11 protein-coding genes are annotated in these 19986 nt (G+C 66.5%); 5 read left to right on the top strand and 6 right to left on the bottom strand.

Annotated elements, in window-relative coordinates; genetic code table 11:
- The first annotated feature begins 103 nt into the window (after positions 1-103).
- Positions 104-1888, top strand: coding sequence for a carbohydrate-binding protein (locus tag ACFVQ3_RS03040; protein ID WP_387634920.1), 1785 nt, complete (start codon positions 104-106; stop codon positions 1886-1888).
- Between the two features lie 140 nt (positions 1889-2028).
- Here ACFVQ3_RS03040 and ACFVQ3_RS03045 read toward each other — a convergent pair whose 3' ends face one another.
- Entirely contained in the window at positions 2029-3669 is a 1641-nt protein-coding gene (locus ACFVQ3_RS03045) for an MFS transporter (protein WP_387634923.1), read from the bottom strand.
- Between the two features lie 106 nt (positions 3670-3775).
- Between ACFVQ3_RS03045 and ACFVQ3_RS03050 the strand changes: the two genes are divergently transcribed.
- Entirely contained in the window at positions 3776-4300 is a 525-nt protein-coding gene (locus tag ACFVQ3_RS03050; protein ID WP_387634926.1) for a MarR family winged helix-turn-helix transcriptional regulator, read from the top strand.
- 218 nt (positions 4301-4518) lie between these two features.
- Here the strand turns inward: ACFVQ3_RS03050 and ACFVQ3_RS03055 are convergent, their stop codons facing one another.
- On the bottom strand, positions 4519-6447 hold the full coding sequence (locus ACFVQ3_RS03055) for a BTAD domain-containing putative transcriptional regulator (protein WP_387634928.1): 1929 nt from the start codon (positions 6445-6447) through the stop codon (positions 4519-4521).
- 101 nt (positions 6448-6548) lie between these two features.
- Between ACFVQ3_RS03055 and ACFVQ3_RS03060 the strand changes: the two genes are divergently transcribed.
- Complete coding sequence (locus ACFVQ3_RS03060) at positions 6549-7427, top strand: alpha/beta fold hydrolase (protein ID WP_387634931.1); 879 nt, start codon at positions 6549-6551, stop codon at positions 7425-7427.
- Positions 7428-8192: 765 nt separating this feature from the next.
- Here ACFVQ3_RS03060 and ACFVQ3_RS03065 read toward each other — a convergent pair.
- From ACFVQ3_RS03065 to ACFVQ3_RS03080, 4 genes are all read right to left on the bottom strand, one after another.
- Positions 8193-8732: a very short patch repair endonuclease gene (locus tag ACFVQ3_RS03065; RefSeq protein WP_387634933.1), complete on the bottom strand. Its 540-nt coding sequence runs from the start codon at positions 8730-8732 to the stop codon at positions 8193-8195.
- A complete protein-coding gene (locus ACFVQ3_RS03070) occupies positions 8719-13590 on the bottom strand; it encodes an FtsK/SpoIIIE domain-containing protein (protein WP_387634936.1) in 4872 nt (1623 codons plus the stop codon). The genes ACFVQ3_RS03065 and ACFVQ3_RS03070 overlap by 14 nt, the downstream gene beginning before the upstream one ends.
- Before the next feature lie 119 nt (positions 13591-13709).
- Positions 13710-15083 (bottom strand): hypothetical protein, encoded by a 1374-nt coding sequence (locus ACFVQ3_RS03075; RefSeq protein ID WP_387634938.1) that lies wholly within the window; start codon positions 15081-15083, stop codon positions 13710-13712.
- Positions 15083-16873 (bottom strand): hypothetical protein, encoded by a 1791-nt coding sequence (locus ACFVQ3_RS03080; RefSeq protein ID WP_387634940.1) that lies wholly within the window; start codon positions 16871-16873, stop codon positions 15083-15085. Before ACFVQ3_RS03080 ends, ACFVQ3_RS03075 begins: the two co-directional genes overlap by 1 nt.
- A gap of 261 nt (positions 16874-17134) precedes the next feature.
- Between ACFVQ3_RS03080 and ACFVQ3_RS03085 the strand changes: the two genes are divergently transcribed.
- On the top strand, positions 17135-18292 hold the full coding sequence (locus ACFVQ3_RS03085; RefSeq protein WP_387635138.1) for a DNA cytosine methyltransferase: 1158 nt from the start codon (positions 17135-17137) through the stop codon (positions 18290-18292).
- Between the two features lie 679 nt (positions 18293-18971).
- Positions 18972-19814, top strand: a complete 843-nt coding sequence (locus ACFVQ3_RS03090; RefSeq protein WP_387634942.1) for a GIY-YIG nuclease family protein — start codon at positions 18972-18974, stop codon at positions 19812-19814.
- Positions 19815-19986: the final 172 nt, after the last annotated feature.

A 19986-nucleotide genomic window follows, 5' to 3' on the forward strand; every position in this document is an offset into this window, starting at 1 on the left:
GTTCCCTCCGTGTAAAACCTCGCCGGAACCATCCCGTTTAAGTGGTGCATGTCACATTTGCCGGTCAGAATGCGCAGAACCCTACCAAGGAGGTGTTTCCCTCGTGCATCGAAGAACGCACAGGCGCAAGAGCCAGGTCCTGCTCGCCTCGTCCCTGGCAGCCACCCTCGCCGTCTCCTCGCTCGCGGTCGCGTCGGCAGCGTATGCCGAACCGTCCGACGGGTCTCCCGAGGCGGTGGCCGAGCTCCTCGAGCAGGCCCCGTCCTCCCTTCCCGCACAACGCCTCGCTCCCCTCGCCCAGGCCACCGACGTCCTGGCCCCCGGGGAGATCGCCGGCAGCCCCAACCTGACCCTCGTCGCCAACATCCCCAAGAACGGGGCCTTCGCGCCGGAAGGTCAGTACAACAGCGACCTCGCCTTCCAGGGCCGCTACGCGTTCGCCGGAAACTACGGCGGGTTCACGGTCTACGACGTCGCCGACCCGACGAACCCGCAGCAGGTCGCGCAGGTCGTGTGCGCCGGCTCCCAGAACGACATCTCGGTCTACGGGGACCTGCTCGTCCTGAGCACCGACTCCTCGCGCAGCAACGCCTCGTGCGACAACGTCGCCCAGAGCGCCACGATCAAGGACTCGTGGGAGGGCCTCAAGGTCTTCGACATCTCCGACCCGACGTCGCCGAGGTACGTGTCGGCCGTCGAGACCCAGTGCGGCTCCCACACGAACTCGCTCGCACCGTCGAAGGACGGCAAGGACCTCTTCGTGTACGTCTCGTCGTACTCCCCCAACGCCGCGTTCCCCGACTGCAAGCCGCCGCACGACCTCATCAGCGTCGTGCAGATCCCCGTCGACGACCCGGCGTCGGCCGAGCTCGTCTCGACGCCCGTCCTCTTCCCCGAGGGCGGCAACCCGGGCGGCAACGGCTCGAGCACGACGTCGGGCTGCCACGACATCACGACCTACCCGTCGAAGGACATCGCGGCGGGCGCGTGCATGGGCGACGGCATCCTCATGGACATCTCCGACCGCGCGCACCCCGTGGTCACCGAGGTCGTCCGGGACACGACGAACTTCGCGTTCTGGCACTCGGCGACGTTCAACAACGCGGGCACCAAGGTCGTCTTCACCGACGAGCTCGGCGGCGGCGGCGCACCGACGTGCAACGCGACGGTCGGGCCCGAGAAGGGCGCTGACGCGATCTACGACATCGTCGACGGCCGGCTCGTGTTCAAGAGCTACTACAAGATCCCGCGCGAGCAGGCCGCGACCGAGAACTGCGTCGCGCACAACGGCTCGCTCATCCCCGTCCCGGGCCGCGACGTCATGGTCCAGGCCTGGTACCAGGGCGGCATCTCGGTGTGGGACTTCACGGACTCGGCCAACCCTGTCGAGATCGCGTGGTTCGACCGTGGCGCGCTGTCGTCCGAGCGGCTGATCCTGGGCGGGTCGTGGTCGGCCTACTGGTACAACGGCGCGATCATCTCGAACGACATCCAGAAGGGCCTCGACGTCCTGCTGCTCGACGACCCGGTGACCAACGCCGCGAAGTCGGTCCTGACGGACGAGCTCAACCCCCAGGCCCAGCCGACGTACGTCGAACCGGCCGCGTGGTCGAAGAAGACGGCGTACGCGGGCGGTGCGACGGTCACGTACCAGGGGGCCGTCTGGCGGGCCCAGTGGTGGACCTCGGGCCAGACGCCCGGCGACCCGTGGGGTCCGTGGGAGGAGATCGCGGGCGTCGACTCGAAGGGCGTCGGGGCGTGGAAGCCGACCCGGGTCTACTCCTCGGGCGACACCGTGATCCACGACGGCACCACGTACACCGCGAAGTGGTGGACGAGGAACCAGGCCCCCGGCGACCGCTGGGGACCGTGGGCGCCGCAGGGCTGACCTGCGTCCCGCCCGGGCTGCGGCCCGGGTGACCACCGCCCGACGGCGCCGCCCACCTCGCAGGTGAGCGGCGCCGTCGGGCACGGGCGTCCGGGTGGGCGCGTTCCGGGCGGTGCGGCGAGTCCGGGCGCGCGCGCTCCTCAGGGGCGCGCGGCCCCGGCCGCCTCCGGGGCGACCGGGTCCGTCGCGGGCTCCTGTCGGGCCTTCTGGGTGTTCGGGATGAGTGCCGTCGCGACGACCCCGAGCACCAGGAACCCTGCGGCGAGGTACGACCCCAGGGCGAGGCCGTGCGTCATCGCCTCCCGTGCGGCGTCCGCGACGAACGCGGTCGCCGGGTCGGCCGCGAGCGGTGCGATGGCCGCTCCCGCGCTGTCGGTGACGGCATCGCCCCACGCCACCACCTGATCCGCCGACGCCCCGGCCTCGGTGAGCCGCGCGCGCAGGTCCGAGCTCAGCACGGAGAAGAACACGGTCGTGAGCGCCGCGATCCCGAGCGCCGACCCGAGCTGTCGGAAGGTGCTCTGGATGCCCGAGCTCTGACCGTCCTCGTCCTCGGGGACGTCGGCGAGGACGACGTTCGTGACCTGCGACGTCGCGAAGCCGACGCCGATCCCGTAGAGGAAGAGCACGAGGGAGACGAGCCACCACGACGCATCGGTGAACGCGGCCACCGCACCGAGCCCCGCGAGGCCCGCGGCCTCCAGCACGAGCCCGATGCGGACCATGCCGAGCGGCGAGATCCTCGCCATGAGCGGGAAGCTGATCCCGCTCGCGACGAAGCTGCCGACCGCGATCGGCACGAGGGCGATCCCCGCCTCGAGCGCGGTGTAGCCCATCGTGAAGACGAGCCAGAGCGGGATCACGGCGATGATGCCGTACTCGCCCAGCCCGATGATCGTGGTGGCGATGTTGCCGTTGCGGAACGAGGCGATCGAGAACAGGTTCGTGTTCATGAACGGCTCACGGGTGCTGGTCGGGCGGCTGGAGACGACCTGGCGGGCGACGAACACCGCGAGGAGGACCACCGCGAGCACGAGGGCGACGAGCGCGGGCGACAGGCCGGAGGCCCAGGTCAGGCCGGGCAGCTCGAACGCACTCTCGCTGAGGACCCAGCCGTAGGTGCGCCCCTCGATGAGCCCGAAGGCCAGCAGCCCGAGCCCCAGGATCGACAGGACGGCGCTCGGCACGTCGATGCGGCCCCGGGTGCGGGGGGTGGGGACCAGGAAGAACGCCGACAGGACGAGGATCAGGACCGTGAGCGGGATGTTGATGCCGAACGCCCAGCGCCACGACAGGTTCTCGGAGAGCCAGCCACCGATGACCGGGCCCAGCGCGGTCGCCGCACCGATGGTGGAGCCCCAGATCGCGAACGCGTGGCCACGCGCCTTGCCGGTGAACATCCGGTTCAGCAGGGCGAGCGAGGTCGGGAGGATCAAGGCTGCCGTCGCGCCCTGGAGGAAGCGGGCAAGGATCAGGGTCTCGCCGTTGGGGGCCAGGCCGGCCAGGAGGCTCGTGACACCGAACCCGACGACCCCCCAGACGAACACGGCGCGGGCCCCGAGAAGGTCCGACAGCCGACCGACGAGCAGGAGGAGGGCCGCGAAGACGATCGCGTAGGACTCCTGGATCCACTGCGCCTGCGTCGAGTCGATGCCGATGTCCTCGATCACCGACGGGGTGATCACGTTCACGATCGTGGTGTCCACCACGATGAGCGCCACGCCCAGCGCGATGGCTATCAGTCCGAGCCACCGACGGACGGGTGCGGATGCTGCCGACATCGTCGACCTCCTTTTATCTTGATAAGCAAGTAGTTAGATGGTGAAGATACTTTCACGCGTGATAACTTGTCAAAGATCCGCAGCGACGACCAGAAGAGGACGCACGATGAGCCCAGGCCCCGACGCCGGCCCTGGCCACGGCCCTGAGCCTGCGGAGGAGGCCGTCGCGAGCACGCCGGAGCATCGAGACCGGCTGCTCGACGGGCTCCGCGCCTACGGTGCGATCTCCGCCGAGATCAGCAAGCGGTTCGCGGGCAGCCTCGGCCTGCACCCGACGGACGCCACCGCGCTCATCGAGATCCTCGAGGCGGAAGAACGAGGAACGCCCCTCTCCCCCGCACGGCTCAGCGAACGGATCGGCCTGACCTCCGGCGCGACGTCGTCGCTGCTCAACCGGCTCGAGGAGAACGGCCACATCGAGCGCAGCCGCATCCACACCGACCGGCGCATCGTCACCCTGCACTCCACCCCCGGGGTGCAGACGATCGCCGAAGCCTTCTTCGACCCGTTGGGCGAACGCCTCAGCGCGATGATGAGCGCCTACCCGGACGAGGTCCTGGAGCAGTTCGAGGCGTTCCTGTCCGAGATGCGCTCCACGTCCGAGGCCTACCTGCGGGACCTCCCCTCCTGACGCGTGCACGCTGGTGGCGCCTCGACCGACGACGACGAACGGCCCGCGCTGTTCGCGGCGCATGGGGCATCTTCGCGGTCACCGTCCCCGTCGGGGCCGTCGGCTTCTGGCTCCTCACGATCGGCCGGGACCCTCTCGGCGACGCCCTCGACCTCTGATCACGGAGCGCCTCGGTCGCTGCGGCGCGTGGCCGCTCCGTCGCCCCGGCTGGACCGCCGCTACGAGAGACGGTCGGCCACCCGGCCGAGCGTGAGCATCCCCGTCGCACCGCCAGCGAGCTCGCGGCGCGCGGGCTCGAGCGCCTCGCGCGACCTCTCCTTGGCGTGCGGATGCGCGGTGATCCTCGCAGCGTCGGCCACGAGGCTCCACAGTGCCTCCAGGAGAAGGCCCGCCGGAGGATCGGGGACGTCGTCCAGGAGCGCGGCCGCGGCGTCGGTCTCACCTGCCCGGGCGTGACGGAGAGGGGCGAGCCACGGGTCGTAGGCGCCGGCGTACAGGTCGTCGAGCCGCGCGTCGACGGCACGGACACCGACGAGGGCGAGCGGAAGGAGCCCCTCGGCCACACCGGGCATGCCCGCGTCGTCGAGGAGCGCAGCGGCGTCACGGTAGTCGGCCTCTGCCGAGGGTTCGTGGCACGCGGCGGCACGAGCAGCGGCGTTCCAGCCGGTGAAGACCCGGGCGAGGGGGCGCTCGTGGCGGTCCGCGAGCGCTTCGACCGCCGACGCGAGCGCCGCCGCCTCGCCGAGGTCATCGAGCGCGGTGGCCGACTGCATGCGGACGAGGAGACCGTGGAGGTGGAACGTCGGCAGGTCGTGGCGTCGGGCCAGGTCGACGATCTCCGCCGCGAGCCCGTCGCGCTCGACGGCGAGCCCGGGCCTGTCGCAGCGCTGGACCACGGCGGCGCTCAGGGCGAAGCAGAGCAGCTCGGCGCTCCCGAGCTCACGCGCGACCCGGACGGCTTCGAGGGCTGACGCACGCCCGGTCCTCGTGCGTGTCCCGCGGAGCTCGACGGCGACGACGGCGTGGAGGCGTGCACGCGCGGTCAGCTCGTCCGGACCGAGCTGGTCGAGGGCACGCAGGGCCGCGGCGGCGACGGCGGCGGACGAGCCCTCGTCGTCGGACCGCGGCCAGATGCTCGGGACGTCGAACCCGCCGATCACGCGCGCCGCGAGGGCGGGGTCGCCGAGCCCTTCGACGGCGTCGACGATCTCGGAACGTCGCTCGCGAGCCTCCACGAGGCCCGTACCACCCGACACCGCCAGGGTGCGGAGCAGCCCGACCGTGGACTCGAGTCGCAGGCGGGAGTGGGCATCCGTGATGCGCGCCGAGGCCTCGGCGACGCGGGCGAACGCGTCCACGTCCTCTCGTGGTCGTTCCTGGCGGAGGATGCTCGTCCGCAACCCGTCCAGCTCGCGCGACGGCTCGAGCCCGAGGGCCGCGAGGCGCCCCCGGACGGCATCGATCGAATCGATGGCCTCGGCCGCCCGTCCTGCATCGTCCAGCGCGCGGGCGAGCCGCAGCGACGCGCGCTCACGAAGAGGTGAGCGCCCCAGCAGCTCACGCAGGGTCGTCGCGGCCTCGTCGGGTCGGCCGAGGGCGAGGAGAGCGGCAGCGCGACGCTCGATCATGTCGTCGCGCGTCTCTGCGAGGCGCGCCCGCTCCTCGACCGCCCAGGCCGCCTCGCCCGCTTCCGGGTAGGGCGTGCCGCGCCACATCCCGAGAGCGGCAGCGAGGGAGCGTTCCGCCTCACCGGGAGCGAGGCCCGTCGCACGGACGGTCGCCCGTTCGAACCTGCGTCCGTCGATCGCGTCGTCGGGGAGCAGGAGCGCATAGCCGTCGCCTGCCGTGGTGAGGACGCGAGCGGGTCGGCGCGGCAGGCGGTCCGGTTCGAGCGCGTGCCGCAGGTCACCGACGAACGTGCGGATCGCTCCGGTCGCGCCCGACGGCGGATCTTCACCCCACAGGGAGAACGACAGCTCAGCGACGGAGACCGGACGCCCACGCGCCACGACGAGACGACCGAGCAGCGCCCGGTGCCGAGGACCGCGCAGGGCGAGCGGCGTGCCGTCGGCGAGCGTGCCGTCCGTCGGGCCGAGGACCCGCAGGACCGACGTGCCCTGCGGTTCGACGGATCGCGGGCGGCGCATCCGTCCACCGTACGCGCACACGGCGTGCTGATCCGTTGCTGATCGAGCGGCACGAGGCTTGAGGGACCGGACGACCCGAAGACCGAACGAAAGGGGTCCTCGTGACTCTCTCCATCCCCGGATTCACGGCCCAGCGACTGCGCGGAGCCGGTGACGTCACCCTGAACGTCGCCGTCGGCGGGAGCGGCTCACCGATCGTGCTGCTGCACGGCTTCCCGGAGACGCACGTGATGTGGCGTCACGTGGCGGCCGATCTCGCCCGCGAGCACACCGTGATCTGCCCCGACCTGCGGGGCTACGGAGCCAGCGACAAGCCGGCCGAGGCGGACGAGCACACCTACTCCAAGCGCACGATGGCCACCGACGTCGTCGCGGTCGCCCGCACGCTCGGCTTCGAGCGGTTCGCGCTCGTCGGCCACGACCGCGGAGCCCTGGTCGCGATCCGGGCAGGCCTGGACCACCCCGACACCGTCACCCACCTCGCGTCGCTCGACGTGCTGCCCACCTTGGACATGTGGGACATCCTGCGCGGCGCGGACGCCAAGGTCGCCTGGCACCTCTACCTCATGGCACAACCGGCGGGAGTCCCCGAGCCGATGATCGCCGGAGCCGCCGACGCGTTCTTCGCCTCGTTCCTCGACGGCTGGACCTCGGACCCGGAAGCGATCCCCACCGAGTACCGGGCCGAGTACCTGCGCGCGTCCAGGGAGGCGATCCCCTCGATCGTGGCCGACTACCGCGCCTCGGCAGGGATCGACGTCGTGCACGACCGCGAGGACCAGGCCGCCGGCGTACGTCTGACGATGCCGACACTCGTGATCCAGCAGGACTGGGGCGCCGCGCTCGGGTACGACGCGCAAGCCCTCTGGTCCGCGTGGTCCGACGACCTCGTCCACAAGACCCTCGACGCGGGGCACTTCATGGCCGAGGAGTCACCCGAGCGCATCACCACGGAGCTGCGCGAGCTGCTCGAGCGGTGAACGGGCGTCGCGGGGCACGCCCGCTCACCGTGCCCCGCGGGCGAGCGGTCACGCCAAGTCGGCGTGCAGCGAAGATCGCTGGGCCGTCAGCGGCTGCAGGAGGGTCGCCGCCCCGTTCGTCGGGCTGCGTACTCCGCGTCGGTGACGCGCCCGAACCAGGTCGTGCTCCGGACCGGGTCGTCGGCGCCCTCCGCGATCGCGAGGTGCTCCATGAACGAGGCAGGGGCGGCACCGTGCCAGTGCTGCTCACCCAGTGGGCAGTACACCGTCTCGCCCGGCAATGCCCTTCCGGGTCGAGGAACTGGAACCGAGCACTGTTGACCGGCCTCTTCGCGATCCGCTCGGGCGACTCGTAGATGACGCTCCCACACGAGATCGGCCATGTTCTCCTGCACCCGAAGTGAGCCACCTACCTCTACGTCGACGGCGCACACGACACGATGACCAGCAGGAGACCGCCGTCAGTTTCTACGCCAGCGAATTCACTCTTGATGACAAGCTGCGCCGCGAACTCCCGAGACTCAATACCGACGATTAACTCAAGTCGCTCGCACAATGCGTTGGACCCTCAGAGGGCGTGGTCGCTGATCAGTAATGTTATTAAACGGCCAGCTGGAGGAAGCTCCGAGAATTACAACCACGAGCCGATCTCGAGTCTCTGCTCCGATAGCCCCCGAAGCTCCACAACGTTTCATGACCGCGCGGCCTGCGTTCTTGGAACCCCCGACATGGCAATCGGTCTACACACCGCCGCATCCATGTCGACTACCCTCCCGGTCGCAGAGCTTTTAGGGTCTCTGGCCCATTCCCGATGCTGACCCGTGCGGATTTTGGGGTTGACGCCGTCCGCCGCCGCTGCAAGACCACCGTAGCTAACCGCTTGGCGGCCTCAGTCGGATCCTCGTGCTCCCAGACGCGGACGACGATCCAGCCCGCCTGTTCAAGTCTCGTGTTCGTGTCGGCATCGCGGGTCCGGTTCTGAGCGATCTTCGCGCTCCAGAAGGCAGCGTTCTGCTTGGCGTTGGTCCCGTGCTGCGGGCATCCGTGCCAGAAACAGCCGTCGACGAACACTGCGACCTCCGCTCCCGGGAACACCATATCGGCCCTCCGGTTCAGGTCGCGTATGGGGCGAGCATCCACGCGGTAGCGGAGCCCCAGTGCATGCGCGGCTCTGCGGAGTGCAAGTTCCGGCGCCGTGTCTCGTCGCCGGTTCGCTTGCATGCGTCGATGCGCGGCCTGTGACGATGCTGTCGAAACTGCCTTCACGGACGCGCCGGTCTCCTTCCCAGGGTCACGAGTTGTCATAGGCCACCTGGATCCGCACCGTGCCCTGCGCGGTGTGCAGCAATGCGTCACCGCGCCCTGCAAGCGCCTCGGCTCCAGTCTCGTCGAGGACGATCCGGCTGTCTGTTGCGGTTTTAACCCGCAGCGCGAGCTGGGCAGGGAAGTTCGACCTGATCGTCGTCGAGATGACATCTGCACTCGGGCGCTGCGTTGCCGCAATCACATGAATACCAGCTGCGCGGGCCTTCTGAGTCAGTCGGCGGAGAAGATCTTCGATCGCGCGCTTGTCGTCGGGATCGCTGGTCAAATCCGCGTACTCGTCGAGAACGATGACTATCCACGGCTTCCGTTCCCCGGCCTCAACCCGCGAGTTGTACTCCACCAGATTCCGAGCACGAACGGCCTTCAACGCCCGGTAACGATCCTCCATCTCCTGAACAGCAGCCGCCAGGATCTCGATAGCGTCGTCTGCATCCATCCCGATCGAACCATCGACGTGCGGATCGTCCTCGAAGTCGACCAATTCCGTGCCCTTCGGATCAACGAGTTGAAGCCTCACTAAAGCGGCGTCGTAGCGAAGCAGACCCTTGAGAATCGTGTCAAGCGCGACGGACTTTCCGGAACCCGTCGTACCTGCGACAAGTAGGTGGGGCGAGTCGGGTGAGGAGAAGTGGATCTCGACAGGTATCCCAGCAATGTCGGCACCGACCGGTGCAATGAGGCCGCTCTCACTGACAGGACACAATTGCCAGAGCGCCGTTGTAGGCACGCCGTACTTCTCGTCCTCGACCTTCGGGATCTCGAATACGACGGCGCCGCGATCGCTGCGCGTGCGGATGCTGAACCCGGCAGGGAGTCCAAGCGCCAAGAAAATCTCCTCGCGACGGTTGACCACCTTGTCCACGGCGACACCCGGTCTCGGGATGAATCGCAGTACGTAGAACCCTGGTCCCTCCTGCCACGCATCCCCAGTCTCCGGCGGTCCAACCTGGACGTTGTGGAGCGAGAAGACGCTGAGCACCCTGTTGTATCGGTGCCGGAGCTCGTCGTCGCCGAGGCCCCCGGTGTGGGAAGACGACGGCCCGTGAACTTCGTCTACGACGCCTGGCGCGCTGCCGCCGTCCTCGTCGAGTCGCTCGCCATTCATGTCGACCTTACGAGAGGAGGGCACACTACTCTCCGCGTCGCGCAAGGCGTCAATGCGGCTCGCCAACGTGTGCGAGCGCGGGCCTTCGGTCTCAATGATGTCCGCATCCAGTACGAGGGCGGGGTCCATGTCAGCGCGGAGCAGCGCGATGACCTTCTGAAGTTCGGGGCGGTTGAGGCGCACAAGGGTGTGGCTGCCGAGTGCTCGTGGAACGGGCGCCGGGTCGTCTTGCCGTGCCGCGATCGCGACGGCCAGCCCCTTGACGGAGTGGAGGACCACGTTGCCAGAGCGAAGCTCCTCGACAACGCGTGCGGCCAGGTCCGGATGCACGGGGCCGACGTGCTCTCGGGATGGCAGCTCCGACCCGGGGAGTTCCTGGATGCTGGTTTGCTCGATGGCCGAGGCAAGTTCCTGGAGCCAGAACTTGTGATCGTCGGTCGCTTTGTCGCCCGACGCAAATGCGAGCCGACACAGATCCGTCGTGCGGTTCAGTTGCTCTTCGGCAGACCCATGGTCGTAGGTCTGCCGGAACTTCGACTCAGCAACGAGGATGTCGAGCTTGACACCCCCGTCCTCGCCGAGCGTTAGCGCAAACCGGCCAAGGTCTGCCCTCGTCTTCGCCCCGCGACCGAACCATCTCTGCTGCTCGTCGAAACTGAGCCAGACCACGAGGCAGCTCTGATCAGATGGGACCGGCACCTGCTGCGCGATGACATAGCGGGTCGCGACCAGGCCGATGACCTCGTTGACCGTCGTACCTACACCAAGTGAGCGGAGGATCGCACCCGGGACGACGTTCCGGCCCACGGTGTAGAACCTGGACGCAGTCGCTTCGGCCTCGCCGGACTCCACGACACCGATATCGATGAGCCTCCGACGGAGGCGCCTCACGACCAACTCGCGGCCTGTCTGGGAACTCACGATCAGCGTGTATGCCTCGTTCTTGCCCACTCCCGGCTTCACCAGAATGACGTCCGGCCGTTCCCGCAAGTTGTCGATCTGGTCGCGCCCGATGAAGGCGTCGAGCGTCACGACCCAGTGAGCAACTCCGTGGAGCGCCACGAAGAGATTCTGATGCTGATCGAACTGGATCTGCATCTCGAAGTAGTCGGTGTTGCCTTCCGCCTCACGAGCGACGGCCGAGCGACGGTCGTAGCGGACGCACAGGGTCGCCCAGGTCTCAAGGACTTCGTCTGGCGAACTGGGCAGCAACTCACGGACGACGTTCTCGCTCGACTCGGCCAGGTTGTGCGCAGCGGGATGCGTCCACGGGTCGTAGCGTCCAGCCAGCACGGCCGACGGGTCACGCGTACTGGCGTTGAGGCTTGTCTGTGTGCCAAAAAGCGCTGGCGCGAGGGCGATGTCGATCGAGTCCTGAAGTCCTGCGAGGTCGACATCCCTATCGGAGTTCCACGACTTGAGGACGAGTTGAACATCCGGGAGGAAACGTTCCTCTGCCACGTCCGAGTCTGCGAATTCGAAGTCGAACGCCTGAATGATCCCATGGTGCATCTCGCGCGGAGCAAGGACAACGAGGTCCAAACGGAGGTTGGGATTCTTGGCTCGCATACGCTTAGCGACCCTAACTGGGAGCACCGGGTCGCCGTTGCGGTCCAAGAGCAGCACAGATAGCCCGTCCATCTTGTGCGGGTAGGTCGCTAGATAGTCGGTAATGACCCGAACCATTTCCTCGATAGCCGTCTCATCCACTGCCGCCAGCCAGTCACGCGACTCATTGCCGCCCTGCCTGACCGGTGCATATTCCTCGTGCCCAGCAGACTCCCGCATCGGGATGGCGACGGTCTGGCTCGGCCCGACGATCATCGCCGGCGTCCCGTGCGGCGACACACGCTCAAGCGAGTCGAAGAACAAGTCACTGTTCTCCGAGTTGAGCTTGAGGCATTCATTGAGAGCTTTCGCAAGCCACGAAGTAACCTCGGCGTAATGCCTGGCGAGCCAACGCAGACGGAGCGGGTGGGTCGCGAGCATCATCAAACGACCGTCTGAGAGCCGGACGACATCGCTGAGGACGACGTCGGCGAGATCGGGATCAGGAGCATTCGCGGGAACCAAACTTGCTCGTGCACGGCCGACCACCTGCTCCCACTCATCGAGATACGCGCCGATCAGTTCAGCGTCGACGCCCTCGGTGAAACCCTCGAAGTGCTTCCTCCTCAGGTTGAATAATTCTGCACCGAACCGCCCACTTGGTTGCTCAAGGCCACGTCGCTGCCAGTCTCGTGGGTCGCTGAATCGCTCCAGGAAGCCGTCAAAACTGCCTTCGTGCACCTCTCCGGGCGAAATCTCGAATCCGCACAGGAGAGCGGCGACGGCGATCTGCCCAGGCGTGGTGAACGGATCCCATCGGAAGCGTCGTTGAGCTCCTCCCTGCATCTCAACGACGACGCGGATGGGCGCCCACGCGTCCACGGTATCGAACGGCTCGTCATCGTCTGGCAACTCAGGCGCGTCGCAAGTGAGGAGGCCGGCTTCGACCTCCAGCCCCAGACGGAGTCCCGCTGAGGCCTGGACTTGCTTGAGGGACCGTCCATACAGGAAAGCAAACAGCCATTGAGTCCATCCCCCGCTCTCGACCGTGCCCTCGACACGGACGTGGACCGTCCCTTCCTCGTCGTCGTCGAAGTACGTGAGCTCCCGTAGAAGTGCGCGGAGAGGATCAAGAACGACCTGCGAATCGGGGAACGCGATCTTCTCTACGCGTCGGCGGAGGACCTTTGGCAGCAGGTCTGCGAGTGTCTCAGCATCCACCGGCGGCTCCTCGAACAGGAACCGTTCGGCAGCCTCCTGATCACTGCGGTCCAGCCCGTCTTCGACCAGAAGCGCGTCGAACTCCTCCAAGCGAGCAGGGGCCACGCGCTCAACAACGTCACGGATCTGACGTCCTAAGCCGACCTTCGTCGAACGCTTTTCGAAGATCTCAAGCCAGAGCGGAAGGTCCAGCGCTCGGCGCGCATCCTCCGACCTCTCTCCCACCTCCATGACGAGATTCCGCATGTGTGTCTTCGCGTCATCGCTTGAGAGCGCGACGCGTTCGAGTGACACCGCGGTCAGCTCCGCTGTATCGATGCGTGCAAGCAGGTCCTCCTCAGCAAGGAGTGCTCCGCTCGGCTGCTTAAGCCCCGCGACGCGCACGTTCTTCTTGATGCGCGCCTCAGCTGTGCTTTCGGATGCGAAGAGTACGCTGTCGGGAAACAGGCCAAGGCTGGGTAAGGCACTAGACGCGGCTTCTTGAACCACCTCGTCGCTGTGAACGGTGGAGGCTGCCACCTTCCCGGCGGACTCCACGAGAAAGCGAGCTAGTCGACGGAGCGAACGGCTCTCCTCCCGAGAGTCCGACACCGCGCGCCAGATGTGCCGTTGGTACGCCACGAGGGCGGGAGGAACTCTGCCGTCTCCTCCGACGGCAAACCACGCCTCGTGAGCGAAGAGCTCGAACCGGGCTTCCCTGTCCGGCCCGGTGAGAAGAACGGCACCGTCGAGGCGGTTGACAGCGGAAAGTCCTTGGGAATCTGGTGGCTGACCCCAGTCGAAGAGTAGAACCGATGCTCCTGTCCCGGGGACGTTCCGCCAGGCCGTGAGCTGCTCGCCGTCGCCGAGCAGAAAGTCTGCGGGCACTCCATCTATCGTCGTGGTCGTGCCGACCTTCACGATCACGTCTGTTGCTGCCCCATCGGCGAGTCTCTGTGCGACCTCGCGCAGCGCGGACTCCACGATTGGCTTCTCGAAGGCTGCGACTCGCAACGCTGCACGAGTTCCGTCCGAGCCTTGAGTGACCGAGTCCAATGCCACGCGGGCGACGACACGTCCGAGGGTTGAGTCTGCTCTGTCAGTCACCGGGGTTCTCCTCGCACGATGCTCGTGGCATCCGAGTACTGGGTGAGGAGCCCGGTAGCCGCCAGACGCGAGCGGAAGGCGTCCAGATTCCGAGCAAGAATCGATGCGTCGATGTCGACGGTGAGGTCGTGTTCGCCGGCCGTTCGGTCGTCGACGATAACGCGGTACTCGTCGAAGAGCCGGGAGCAGAAGGCGTACAGTTCCTCCTCCTGGCCCGGCGCGAGAGACGCGCAGACCATGGCCTCCAGCATCGGAGGCTTCATAGTGAAGTGCCGCCGCCCGGTCGTCGCGTTGAGCGCGCCGACGGCTGCTAGCGACTCGGAGAAGAACGCCACTGGGGATCCAGTCCCCGCTTTGCTCTGGGTCATGTGTCGGGCGTACCGACGCGCTCCTTCGTCGTTTGCGCTGGCCACTGCTTCGCTGTGAAGGGTTGTCGCGCGGGCAATGATCGCGTTCACGATGTTCTTCCGGAACCCGTCGAGACCGTCTTGCGACAGCCGGCGCAACGGCGATGCGTCCTTGAGCATGTCGACGAAGACGGTCTCAGTTGACAGGTCCAGAGACGTTCGCGCGAGATGAAGCTGATGTCGGGCGAGACAGTAGGGAGTCCAATGCATCAGGCTCTCGATCCGCTTTGCCCTCGGGACCTGGGTGCGCGAGACGATGGAATTCACGCCGCGCCTCAGGTACTCAGGCCACGGGCTGAGCTTCTCGAAAGTGTTGATCTCCGCTTCTGACCTGTCCGGGAAGGCGTCGTCCTCGGTGTCATAGTCGTGGGCCCTAAGGGCGCGCGCGATCTCTCCGAGGGACGTTTCGCCGTCATGGATTAGCTCGATCAGTCCTCCACGTGTAACGGTGCGTCGCGCGCCGTCAGGGTCAGAGCGGAGCACACGGTATGCCCACCCACCGCCGCCACGTAGGACGTAGCGTTCGATGTGCGGCACCTTCGTCCCGCGCGGAAGCCCCGCCTTCCATCTCTCGGCTGCGTCGTAGTGGATAAGTTCACCGACAAAAGGGTACAAGTGCGAGTTGTACCAGCTCGGAGACTTCCGGCGCCCCGGGATCTGCACCAGCAGGGACGAAGTGAGTGCCTGAAGGGTCGCAAGAGTCTCGTCGTCGCCGTCGACGGCGGCCTGAAGTGTCTCAGGCTCTATCGCGGCGCCGGCGGCAACTCGGCGCGCGAAGTCATGGGATGACCGCCGGTATGAGACGACGTCAACGCCCGGATCGAGGAGCTCCAACTGAGTTGATTCGTAGACTCCTCGAGCGATCGCGAGGAGTTCGAGCGACACGTAGAACCCACGTCCCTGCTGCTCGATATTCACCCCGAACAGATCTAGGACGACCTCTGCTTTCGACCGATCCGCCATCAGACCCGGACTGATCTGATCTGGTCGCCGACATCGATCGTGAGCTTTCGCGGCGCACCGCCGACTAACACCTGGATGACCTCTCGTTCGCTGGCCGCTTCTGCAAGCGCTGCCAGGGTGTTGGTTAGGCCTCGGATCTCCGCCTCGTGCTGAGTACCGCTCCGCAGACCGGCCGCCCATCGGTTGAGCAGTTCGAACCGCAGGAGATCAACTTCGACGGCGATCGGTGCGCGGCCTAAGGGAGCCGGAATGCGGACGAAGATCACGCGGTTCAGCCATTCGACGGCCTCGTGCATCAGCGTACCCCGTGCTTCCTGCTCAGTTTCACTCCGCCACTGACTCACCTGGTCGACTATCTGAACGTTCCGGTTGGTGACTGTCCGCGACACAACGGCGGCGCGCGTACGGTGGGAGAAGAACGCTGGATCGAGCACGAGGAAGTCGGGATTGTTGCCCGTCCGGTGGATACCCTGAACTGCCTCGAGGCCCTTCAGGACGACATCGCGGACGGCGGTCTTGCTTGCGTCAGACGCATTTCCTGTGATCCTGACGAACTCGTCTCCAGCGCTGAGCCCCAGACGAGCAAACCGATCGGACGCATCTCCGCTGAAGAAGTCGGCCCTCCGCAAGAACGTGTAGAGGTCACGTAGCACGCTCGCCTCTCGCTGCGCATCTTGGGCTGTCCGCAGGGGTCGTCCGCTGGCACCCGGCATCGGAGGGAGGAATGTGACCTTGGCTCCCTCTGGTTCGAGCATGTCGTCGACCTGGCGACGTGAGACCCTCCCGGGATCTAGGCGTCGCAGGGCTGCGATCGCAGGGACCTGCTGGCGTTGCTGCGGTGAGAGTCGATCTCCAAACAGTGCCTGGTGATACTGGTAGGGGTACTGCCACGAGTCGTCCGTACGCGCATTCCGATACCTACTGTGGACGTCCTTGCAGGTCAGCCCACCCGTGATCGCGAAAGCGAGCACCGATAGTGCCTGGCGCGCCGTGATGATCGCGCCGGTACGTTCTGCCGCGCTGAACACGTCGCGGACCGCGCGACGCCGCGGCGGACCACTGGCGCCATCGGAGAGGGCCTCGTGGTTCGCAAGGATCGGACAGGCATCTCGCGCGTCGCAACGCTTGCAGATCTGCCACGAGCGCTTGTCGGCCGACCAGCTTCGTGTCGCCCAGTCGACGAGGCCGTCATTCTGGTCGTCGGGTGCCACCGACTGGTAGTTCAGGTTGATGACAACGACCGATCCGTCACTGCTCGTCACCGTCCCGAGCTTGATACCCGAACCAAGGGTGTCGACCACTATCTGCGCGAGGCGCGCTTTATCGTCGGAGACGCAGTTTCGGAGCTGGCCCTCGTTCGCGCAGATGATCGCGACCCCGCTATCCGGCGGGTTCAGGAGGTCGATGAGTCGCTGAGCCCCGACGCTGGCGGAGAAGTCACTCAGGTCCTTTAGCATGTAGATGGGGCGTCCAGCGGCCGTTGTGCCAACCGGCTCGCGACCGTGCTTGCCTGCCCGCTCGATCTGTCGCGCGGCATCCTCTTTGCTCGCGCCGAGGTCTTCCAAGAGGCTGGCGCAGAGGCTCGTCTTGCCATGTCCCGCGTCCCCAGTCAGGACGATGGTGCGAGTTCCTGGGAACTCCACCACGGACAGCAGGTAGTCACGCGTCACGACGCGAAATATCGGCTGGTTGTGGTCAGTCTGGCGCTCGAACACGAGGTCTGCACTGTCTGCGTCGAAGGGCTGGAACCGGTGCAAGCGCCCAACATGGCCGTTCACCTCAAGCGGCACGAGCGAGTCTCCCCTTCGCCTTCGAACATCGTCGTCGCGATCGTATAGCCTCACGTGGAGAGCGACACAGAGAGTCTGCCCGCCCGCCGACAAGTCACCCGCTGCGTCTCCCCCAGGCTGTGGTCGGTGGCGGCAGGAACGATCGGCAGCACGTTGGTTGAAGAGGACCTGTGGTTCGACGTTGTCGGACCACAGGTCACGACGCATCTCAAGTAGACTAGTCCTTTGAGCTACAAGCGCACAGCCTGCGGAAGGGCATGGATGGCGAGCAAGCACCCCCTTCGCGGTCGACGTAGGCCCGCGTTCGAGCGTGGCGACCAACACCTTGTCGTTGTTGACCTCTTCGCAGGCTGCGGAGGCCTCACGCTCGGTGCCGCCCAGGCAGCACAAGACCATGGACTCGCTCTCAGTGTGCCCCTGGCCGTGGACTTCGAGCAGGCACCCGTGACAGTGTTCAAGGAGAATTTCCCGAAGGCGAACGTTCACGTGGCACCGGTCGAGAGCTACTTCGACGGCGCCCTGGGCGCCAAACCAACGATCGCGGAACTCACGACCCGCGAACAGGTCGGGGACGTGGACCTACTCATCGGAGGCCCCCCGTGCCAAGGACACTCCAACCTCAACAACCACACGCGCCGGGATGACCCGAAGAACCGACTGTATCTGCGGATGGCACGGGCGGCAGAGATCCTGCGCCCTCGGGTCATGGTGGTCGAGAACGTTCCCGCTGTCGTGCATGACTCGCAACAAGTAGTCGCACGAACACGAACCCATCTTGAGAAGGCGGGGTACAAGGTCGCTGCCACCGGGGTCGAACTCGTACAACTCGGAATCCCGCAGACACGTCGGCGTCACATCTTGCTTGCAGTGCGATCCGATGCGCTGGCCGCTGGCCTGTCCGTTGCCAACCTCCTTGAGTTCGCACCCCAACCAACCCATGACCTTCGCTGGGCTATCGGCGATCTGGAGCATGCCGGCTCGGAGCGATGGATCGATGCGCCATCGAAGATGAGTCCTGAGAACCAGGCACGGATAAAGTGGCTCATCGACGAGGACGAAGTGAACCTACCGAACGACAGGCGTCCGGAGTGCCACCGTGGAGACCACTCGTACGTGTCGATGTACGGCCGTCTCACCTGGAGTCAGCCGGCGCAGACGATCACCAGTGGCTTCGGGAGTATGGGACAGGGCCGTTACGGACATCCCTCCCAGCCACGAACGCTGACACCTCACGAGGCCGCCCGCATCCAGGGATTCCCCGACTATTTTCACTTCGACACCACCGTGACGCGTACACAGCTCTCAGTAATCATCGGCAACGCGGTCCCGCCGGCGCTCTCCCGCGTGCTAACGGCGCGCCTGTTGGAGACAGGAGTCCTCGGCCGGGAAACGAACGCCAGGCTGGATGAGTCTGCCTAGCTACGACTCGTCTCCAACTCAGAGTCTGTTTCAAGTCGCTTTGCTTCCACCTCTTGCCGCACCCCGGTGATCGACACGAGCCCAGCATCGTGTGAGTCCGTCATGACCGCCGTACAACACCGGCCCGACCCGACCCTTGCGCGGTTCGCTTGTGTACTTCGTGCCCACTGGGACGGCAATGGGGTCGTCCGCGTCCAGACTGACGCGGGCCTCCGCCGACCCCTTCAGCCGCCCGACGCGTCCGAGGATGACATCGACAGCCTCCACCGCGGCCAACAGGTCCTGTTAGACGTACCCCCGGTGGGCGTGGTTCAGATCACTCATGGCCATATCGACATGGAAACCCCGGGCCCGGTTGGAGGCGACGGCTTCGTGAGAGGAAGCATGTCGGCCAAGCCACGCACTCTATCCGGGCCGGAACGCAGAAGCCCGCAACCGGTACGGGTGATCCTCCCCTCGCCCCTTTGGTCAAGGGCCGGTCAGTTTAGCTATCCGGGCGATCGCTCAATCTAGGTTGCATCTCGACAGCCTTACTCCACAGGGCCGACACTCAACGCGCTCAGTTACGTCGCACGGACGCACGTCAGGTCGAAGTCCTCCACGCCGGGAGCTCCCATCGACCGAGCTGGATGTCGTGCTTCGGTCCAGTCGTGGGCCGCCCTCGTGCAGGATGGGTCCCATGAAACCACCCGTCCGCCGTGGCGGCGACATCGACCTCGGGCACCTCCTGCTTGCCGCAGGCGTCGAGCTCGACACCACGATCGTCATCCGGCACACCTACACCCCCGACGGACTCACCGGCCCCGACGACCTCACACCCGAGAAGATTCACGCCAACACGCGACGTCAGGGCTTCCGGAAGTTCCCCGCCGAACCGCCCGAGCACTGGCTCGTCTTCGTGACCGACGGGGGCCTGCGCTCGCGTTTCCTGACCGCCTACGACAACCGCGGCGAGGCGACCGCCGAGCGGACCCGGACCCACCGCTACTTCGACCTCGAACGTTCCGACCGGCTTGCCACCCTCAGTGGGCGTCTCGTGGTCCAGTGGTCCAAGGACGCCGTGAATTGGGTCAAGCAGGGCAGCGCCGCCGCGCAGTTCACCGTCCTTGAGATCACCGACCCTGCCGAGGTGACCTTTCCTGGCTTCGACAGGCTCGTGATCGACTTTGCCACCCTCCGTGACGTCGTCGAGAGCTCGCGATACCGCTCCTGGCAGACGGCCCTCTCCGCGGTCCAGGCCGTCTACCTCATCACCGACTCCCGCACCGGCCAGCACTACGTCGGCAAGGCCGACGGCGCCGAACGACTTCTCGGACGCTGGAGCACGTATGCCCGCACCGGCCACGGCGGCAACGTCGCACTCACCACGCTCGCCGGCCTCGACCCCGACCACGTCCGCGACTTCCGCTTCAGCATCCTGCGCGTCTTCGGCCCCGACACACCCCGCACAGATGTCGACGCCGCCGAGGAACACTTCAAGCGCGCACTCATGACCCGAGAGTTCGGCCTCAACCGCAACTGACTCACCACCGCCGCTACCGTCGACGCCATGCTCAACACAAGCACCCTGCCTCGGCCCAACCTCCTCGCCACGTCGATCGCGATCTCCACCGAGCTCCACCGCCGCGCCTACGTCCTCACCGGCACCTCGCTCGGTCGCCTACGACGCCCGCCTCGAGGCGTTCGTCAACGCT

It is taken from the genome of Oerskovia sp. NPDC057915 (genome assembly GCF_042887685.1).
GTDB lineage: Bacteria > Actinomycetota > Actinomycetes > Actinomycetales > Cellulomonadaceae > Oerskovia.

Bases quoted from the DNA above. Each gene is read 5' to 3' on its own strand.
- ACFVQ3_RS03045 (WP_387634923.1), bottom strand. From the start codon at position 3,669: ATGTCGGCAGCATCCGCACCCGTCCGTCGGTGGCTCGGACTGATAGCC.
- ACFVQ3_RS03050 (WP_387634926.1), top strand. From the start codon at position 3,776: ATGAGCCCAGGCCCCGACGCCGGCCCTGGCCACGGCCCTGAGCCTGCG.
- ACFVQ3_RS03055 (WP_387634928.1), bottom strand. From the start codon at position 6,447: ATGCGCCGCCCGCGATCCGTCGAACCGCAGGGCACGTCGGTCCTGCGG.
- ACFVQ3_RS03065 (WP_387634933.1), bottom strand. From the start codon at position 8,732: ATGACAACTCGTGACCCTGGGAAGGAGACCGGCGCGTCCGTGAAGGCA.
- ACFVQ3_RS03075 (WP_387634938.1), bottom strand. From the start codon at position 15,083: ATGGCGGATCGGTCGAAAGCAGAGGTCGTCCTAGATCTGTTCGGGGTG.
- ACFVQ3_RS03085 (WP_387635138.1), top strand. From the start codon at position 17,135: ATGGCGAGCAAGCACCCCCTTCGCGGTCGACGTAGGCCCGCGTTCGAG.
- ACFVQ3_RS03090 (WP_387634942.1), top strand. From the start codon at position 18,972: ATGAAACCACCCGTCCGCCGTGGCGGCGACATCGACCTCGGGCACCTC.